This window comes from Kitasatospora sp. NPDC087314 (genome assembly GCF_044744365.1).
In the GTDB taxonomy this organism is placed as follows: domain Bacteria; phylum Actinomycetota; class Actinomycetes; order Streptomycetales; family Streptomycetaceae; genus Kitasatospora.
On record NZ_JBIUYE010000004.1, the window covers coordinates 231,356 to 238,108 of the forward strand.

Annotated in this window: 6 protein-coding genes and 2 pseudogenes; 6 read left to right on the plus strand and 2 right to left on the minus strand. The window is 72.9% G+C overall.

From position 1 onward, the window contains the following. Positions 1-159 precede the first annotated feature (159 nt). The 6 genes and pseudogenes from ACIO5E_RS10370 (at position 160) to ACIO5E_RS10395 (ending at position 5,458) form a co-directional block, all read left to right on the plus strand. The gene (locus ACIO5E_RS10370; protein ID WP_400665728.1) at positions 160-894 is read left to right on the plus strand and encodes a Mut7-C RNAse domain-containing protein; all 735 of its coding nucleotides are present in this window, start codon (positions 160-162) and stop codon (positions 892-894) included. Positions 895-1,023: 129 nt separating this feature from the next. Continuing rightward, complete coding sequence (locus ACIO5E_RS10375; protein WP_400665730.1) at positions 1,024-1,437, plus strand: cupin domain-containing protein; 414 nt, start codon at positions 1,024-1,026, stop codon at positions 1,435-1,437. Between the two features lie 31 nt (positions 1,438-1,468). Then, positions 1,469-1,759: pseudogene (locus tag ACIO5E_RS10380) on the plus strand (transposase); the annotation flags it as partial. A 92-nt stretch (positions 1,760-1,851) separates the two neighbouring features. Then, positions 1,852-2,793, plus strand: coding sequence for a terpene synthase family protein (locus tag ACIO5E_RS10385; protein ID WP_400665732.1), 942 nt, complete (start codon positions 1,852-1,854; stop codon positions 2,791-2,793). A gap of 68 nt (positions 2,794-2,861) precedes the next feature. After that, positions 2,862-4,514 (plus strand): prenyltransferase/squalene oxidase repeat-containing protein, encoded by a 1,653-nt coding sequence (locus ACIO5E_RS10390; RefSeq protein ID WP_400665734.1) that lies wholly within the window; start codon positions 2,862-2,864, stop codon positions 4,512-4,514. A gap of 119 nt (positions 4,515-4,633) precedes the next feature. Further along, complete coding sequence (locus ACIO5E_RS10395; RefSeq protein ID WP_400665736.1) at positions 4,634-5,458, plus strand: SAM-dependent methyltransferase; 825 nt, start codon at positions 4,634-4,636, stop codon at positions 5,456-5,458. A gap of 793 nt (positions 5,459-6,251) precedes the next feature. Here the strand turns inward: ACIO5E_RS10395 and ACIO5E_RS10400 are convergent. Both ACIO5E_RS10400 and ACIO5E_RS10405 read right to left on the minus strand, forming a co-directional pair. Next, positions 6,252-6,473: pseudogene (locus tag ACIO5E_RS10400) on the minus strand (IS5/IS1182 family transposase); the annotation flags it as partial. Positions 6,474-6,573: 100 nt separating this feature from the next. Beyond that, a partial coding sequence (locus ACIO5E_RS10405; protein WP_400665738.1) for a hypothetical protein occupies positions 6,574-6,753 on the minus strand: 180 nt, incomplete at its 5' end.

Below are 6,753 nucleotides of genomic sequence, written 5' to 3' on the forward strand. Positions count from 1 at the left end.
CCCGAAGCGGGGCCCACCGCCGGCGCCCGGCCTGGCCCCGGCTGTCGCACGGGCCGTCGCACGCGCCGACCGCGGGCGCTCCGGGCGCACCCGGGACCGCTCCGAGCGCCGGGCGGAAAGCGGTGGCCCCGGGCCGCCGACCGCTGGCATGCTGGCCGCGTGGACCGACCCCAGATCTGGCTCGACTTCGCCCCCGAGCTGCACCTCTTCGTCTCCGGGCCCCGGCGGGCGGGCCGCTCGGCGCTGCGCACCGACGGCACCTCGACCCTCGGCCACGTGGTTGAGTCGCTGGGCGTCCCGCTCACCGAGGTCGGCAGCCTGCTGGTGGACGGCCGCCCGGTGCCCGACTCGTACGTCCCGGTCGACGAGGAGCACGTCACCGTCCGGGCCGTGGCCAGGCCGCAGCCGTCGCCCGTCCCGCCGCGCTTCCTGCTGGACGTCCACCTCGGCACCCTGACCCGCCGGCTGCGCCTGCTCGGCGTCGACGCGGCCTACGAGAACCCGGACATCGGCGACGCCGCGCTCGCCGCCCGCTCCGCCGCCGAACAGCGCGTCCTGCTCTCGCGCGACCGCGGACTGCTGCGCCGCCGCGAACTGTGGGCCGGCGCCTACGTCTACAGCCACCGCCCCGCCGAGCAGCTGCGCGACGTACTCTCCCGCTTCGCGCCCCCGCTCGCCCCGTGGAGCCGCTGCACCACCTGCAACGGCGTGCTGCGCGAGGCCGCCAAGACCTCGGTGCTCGAACAGCTCCGGGACGGCACCGAGCGCTCCTACGACGCCTTCGCCCAGTGCGTCGACTGCGGCCAGGCCTACTGGCGCGGCGCCCACCACGCCCGGCTGGACGCGATCGTCACCGAGGCCCTGCGCGACTTCGGCGATCCGTCGGAAGGCTGACCCGGCAGGCCCGCGACCCTGAGAAAAGCGAGGGTGGCGGGTGCCCGGCGCGGCGTGTTCCCATCAGCGGTGGGGGCGGGACCGAGGTACTCCGTCATGCGAGAGAGGCCGGGTCGGATGAGCAATCAGGTGGGTCAGCAACCGTTCCAGACAGCGGACGTCGGTGACGTCCCCCTGGTGACGGCCCCGGACGGGTCTGCGGTGTTCCCGTTGCTGGTGCTGGACGGGCAGGGGAGCCTCGCGGTGTTCGAGCTCGCTCCCGGGCAGGTGTCGCACGCGGTGTCGCACGCCACCGTGCAGGAGCTGTGGCAGGTCACCGAGGGCAGCGGGCGGCTGTGGCGGCGCCAGGGCGGGCGGGAGGAGACCGTCCGGCTCGCGCCGGGGACGGCGGCCTCGATCCCGCTCGGCACGGCCTTCCAGTTCCGGGCCGACGAGGACACGGACCGGCCGCTGCGGATCGTCGCCGTCACCATGCCGCCCTGGCCGGGGACGGACACCGAGGCCAGGCCCGAGCAAGGCCCCTGGAAGGCGACCGCCCGATGAGCCGGACCGGGGGGATCCTGCGCCGCCCGCCGCGGAGCGGCGGTTGCCGACGTTCCGGCTGAGCATGAAGCGCAACCGGTACATCGCCGCCCGGCCGACCGGCACGTACGGGAGGCTCCGTCGCACGCGACCGGGGGAGTACCTGCTGATGGACACCACTCGGCTGGACGTCTTCGCGCTGGACCCGGTCACGCTGAAGTGGGTGCAAGCGGAACCGACCTGCACGATGGACTGGTACGACAGGTGCGTCACCGGCATCCGGGTGACCCCGGCCTCCACCCAGTGGATCGACGTCGCCGCCGTGCTGTTCCAGACCTACCGGCTCGGCCTTGGGGAACAGAGAAATCGGGGCAGCAGCGCTGCTCGATTACAGATTCGCCTTCGAGCGTGGCGGTGCCCTGTCAACATCGGCATATGACTGACAGCTCATCAGTATCGGTGCCGGCTCTGGAGTCCGGGCCGCTGTTGCTGTGGGCCCGGGATGAGGGCCTGGTCGCAAGCGCCCGCGAGGTGCGGCGGCTGGCCGCCATGCGGCTTGAGGTGCTGGCCGGGGGCGCACTTCCCGGGCGTGATGCAGCGGATGTGCTGCTGACCGCGCAGTGGGCGGTGTTCATCTGCTGGGTGGACGACCAGATCGACCGGCGGGGTCTGGGGTCAGTGCCAGGCGAGCTGGAACGGTTCACCGCGGCGCTCCGCGCAGTGCTCACGCCTGACGAACCACCGGACGTGTCGACGGCGCCCGCGGAGGTGCTGGCGCGACTGTTGGAACGCACGGCGATGGGCATGCCGCCTGCGTGGCGGAGCCGGTTCACCACCGACTACCTCGACTTCCTGCGTGCCTGCGAGGAGGAGGCGGCACTGCGCCGGGCCCGGGCCGGTCTGCCGCTGGCGGACTACCTCGACCTGCGGCGCCGCACGATCACTCTGCTTCCCATGCTGGACGTCCTGGAACGTACCGGCCATGCGCCCATGCCGGAGAACGCCCAGCTGGCAGCTCAGATCAACGACCTGCGCCAGGCAGTGGCCGATGTGGCGGGCTGGGCCAACGACCTGGCCTCGGCTGCCGATGACGCGTCCGCCGGCCAGGACAACCTGGTGACGCTCCTTGCCCGGGAGGACGGCTGCTCCACAGCCGAGGCCCGGGCGCGCGTGGCCGCGATGGTCGAGGAGCGGCGGTCGGGACTTTGCTCAACGGCGCAGGCTCTGCGCGCGACCCCGGGCCTGTCACCGGCCCGAATCCAACAGGTAATTCGCTACGTCGACCTGACGGAGCGGTTTATGGCTGCCATCGTGCACTGGTTGACCATCACCGGGCGCTTCGCCGACGTCTCCGATCCGGCCCCGCCGCCCTCCTGAGCGCTTCCCCGCCCCGACCTTCGTGCACAGGCGGCGACAGGCCGCGACCGACGACGAACGGACCCCCTATGCGCCTCGCCCCGGTACCCGTCGGCCAGCCCCGCTGGCCCGCCGGCGCCTTCCCCGACCACCTGGCGACCGCCACAGCACGGCTGCGCCGAAACGTGGAGGACCGGGTGGGTCCGGACGGTGCGCTGCGCGATCCGTGCCGCAGCCGCGTGCTGGAGTCCGCGCTGCTGCTGGCGCTGCTGGACCGCACCCGCCTGGAACCGGCCGCCAGGAATCGTCTGGCCGCGTACCTCTCCGCGCACCGCGACACCCCGGAGCCCTTGGACCGCCTGCTGGCCCAAGCCGCCCTCGACGGCCGGCCACAGGAGGCCCACCTGCTCGATATGGACCAGTTCCTCGACCAGGCCCCGGCTTTCACCGGCCCCCGCAAGCGGGCACTCCTGCAGGCCGTCCTGGTGCTGCTCGGCGCCGCGCCCACCGGGACGATGCCCGGCCCCGAGGCGTTCCCGGCGAGCGCTCTGCACGCCTGGGCCCGGGTCCAGGTCACCGCCGTCAAGGCCGTCCTGGCCCACGCACACGGCCTGCCCCATCTGGTGGAGCACCGTGATCTCGACCTGCTCCGTTCCACCCAGCGGCCGGGGAGCGTGTGGGAGGGCAACATCCTGATCCACGTGTCCGTGTTGCACGCCCTGGCCCGGTTTCCCGGGCACCACCGCATCGTCGCTGCCGGGGTACGCACCGCGCTGAAGCACCAGCGCCCGGACGGAGGTGTGCCGTTCATTCGCGACGAGGACACCTGGGTCACCGCCACCGCCGGCATCGCCCTGCACACCGCCGGAGTCTGCGCACCGGTAGTCAACGCCGTCGCCCGCCGCCTCATGGACCTGCAACAGCCCGCCGGAGGCTGGTCCTACAGCGAAGGGGTCGAACTCGCGGACGTGGACTGCACCTCGGTCGCCACCGAAGTCCTCCACCTCACCGGCCCCGACACCCACCGAGTACCGGTCGCCCGCGCAATCGCCGCCCTGCACGCCCTGCGCGGCCCCGACGGAGGCTTCCCCACCTACCTCGCCGGCGCCCCCTCCGAAGCGGGCATGACCGCTGCCGCGATCAACGCCCTCGCCACCCAAGGCCCCCGCCAGCAGGACACCGTTGCCCGGGCGCTGACCTTCCTCGCCTCCCAGCAGCGCGCCGACGGCTCCTTCCCACCGGACTGGAGCCGCAGCCGCCTGCACACCGTCTTCCGCGCAGCCCTCGCCGCGAGCGGCGGCTCCACCACACCCGGAACCGCCGTCCGGCGCATCACCGAACGGGCGCTGCGCCTGGTCCAGGAATCCCAGAACGCCGACGGCGGCTGGGGACACCGCGACGGCACGCCCAGCGACGCCCTGAGCACCGCCTACGCGCTGACCACCCTGGCCGCCGTCGGTACCCGCGACGCGGTCTGCCACGCCGCGCGGGGCGCGGCCTATCTCCTGTCCCAGCAGCGCCCGGACGGGTCGATCGCGAGCATCCCGGACTCGATCGGACCCCGCCCGTTCGGGTTCACCGTGCCCGTGCTCGCCGACGTCTTCTCCCTGCTCGCCCTGGGCCACCTCGCCCGCCGTGTCCAGCCCGAGCCGACGATCAGCCGCGAAAGCCGGGAACCTCCGCACAACGCCTGGCGCCCCGCCGCACCCGGCCCGGCACCCGAGCAGGCCGCGAGCGTCTGAGGGCCGCCCCGGGACTCAGCCTCCGACCGGCCCACCGCGCCGAACACCGACCCGCCATCCGGCACATCCACGACCACAGCCCGGCACCGACTTCCACGATCCCCGACACCGGAGACGTCATGCCCGACGCGAACGCGACCGACCCCGTCGCCGAGTTCTACGACCAGCTCACCGACCTGGTCGCCGCCGCCTACGACGGAAACCTCCACCTCGGCTACAGCCCCGACCCCGACGACCCCAGCACCCTCGAGGCCGCCCCGGACCTGATGACCGACGAACTCATCCAACGCCTGAGTGCTGGCCCCGGGCACAGGGTGCTGGACGTCGGCTGCGGAACGGGCAAGCCCGCCCTGCGGCTTGCCCGAACGAGCGGCGCGAGCGTGGTGGGCATCTCGGTCAGTCGTCACCAGGTCAACGTCGCCAACGCCAACGCCCAGGCCCAACAACTGCACGAACAGGCGAGCTTCGAGTACGCCGATGCCGCCCAACTCCCCTTCGCCGACGCATCCTTCGACGCTGCGTGGGCATTCGAGTCCATGCTCCACATATCCGACCACCACCAGGTCCTCTCCGAGCTCAAGCGCGTCCTGCACCCCGGCGGACGACTCGTGATCGCCGACTTCGCCCTGCGAGGCCCCGTCGACGTCCACGACCTGCCCGTCGTGGACGCCTTCCGTGCCACCAGCCGGGTCGCCACACTGCGCCAGATCGACGACTACCCGGCCCTCATCGAGACTGCCGGGCTGCGGCTGCTGGACATCACGGACATCAGCGACCACGCCCGTCCCTCCTTCGCCAAGGTCGTCTCCGACCTGAACGCCGCCCGCGACCAATTCTCCGCCCACATCGGCGCGGACACCTTCGACGCGTTCGTCGGCAGCGTCGCCGCCTACGGCGCACTGCCACAGGCCGGCTACGTCGTACTCACCGCGAGCAAGCCGTGACCGCCCCCGGCGGAAGCCCTGGTTCGCCACACAAGGAGGAGGCCGCCCGATGGCCCGGACAGCAGCGTGGGACCGTGTGCTGGTCCTCGGCGGCGGCTACGCGGGCCTGCTCGCCGCCCGCGTCCTGGCCGACCACTTCCGCCACGTCACCGTCGTCGAACGCGACCCGCCCCCGCCGCGGGACAGGAAGCGGCCACCCGGCCCGGCGTCCCGCAGGCCCACCACCCGCACGCACTGCTCGACGCCGGAGCTCAGCGACTGGAGAAACTCTTTCCGGGCCTGCGGTCCGAACTCGTGGCCTGCGGCTGCCCGGTGGCGGACTTCGCGGCCGCCACCCCCTGCTCGACCGCGAACCCGCCGGGTCGCGTATCGGTGTCGGCGGCCGGCCGTACCGGTCAGCTTCCTCCGACGACGAGCTGGTCCTACAAGCCGACCTGGTCGTGGACGCCACCGGCCGCGGCGCCCGCCTCCCGCAGTAGCTCGCCCAGGCCGGCCACCGCGTCCCCGAGAGCACGGTGGTGGACGGCAAGGTCACCTACGCATCCCGGCAATTCACCCTGGAACCCGGCCCCGACCAGGACTGGTTCGCCTCCTACCAACCCACCCTCGCCCCGAACTCCCCGCGGCGCCGCCGCCGCCCGCATCGGCCCCCACCAATGGCAGCTGGCCCTGATCGGCGCCGCCCGCCACACCCCGCCCACCGACGACGAAGGCTTCCGCGCCTTCGCCGCCGCACTTCCCAACCCCTCGGCTGCGCCGCGGAGGCCGCTCGCCGTGAGGGGCGCCTACAACATGTCGTTGGTGCTGACATGCCGTTGTCGCGGGTGAGTTGGGCCATGTGCGCGCCGTCGATGAACCAGCAAGGGACCAGCACGGCCTGCCGGAATCAGCCCAGTGCGCGGCGTCCACGGCGTGCGCCGAGCTCGGCCATCTTCTCGCGCAGCCGCCTGGCCAGGTGCTCGGCCGTCTCCCGACGCACGTCGAGAACGGCAGTGTCTGTGACCCTGGTGGACACGTGAGGCCCCTCGGCCGGATCCGATCTTCTGCGAGATCGTCCCCGCCAGGGGCCTGACGTGTGGCCGTAGTTGACACCCCGTCGTGGTGACGGTCAGCGGTCAGGGGGTCGGGGCGACGGTCAGGCAGGAGGTCGAGGGGGGTGCGGTGAATCCGGTGCCGGTGACCGTCGCGGTCTGTGCGGCCAGGCAGGCCGGGGCGAGCATCGTGAACTGCACGAACCCCGCGCCGCGCGCCGTGTCCAGGGTGTCGAAGGCCTGGGTCCCGGAGATGTTGACGGG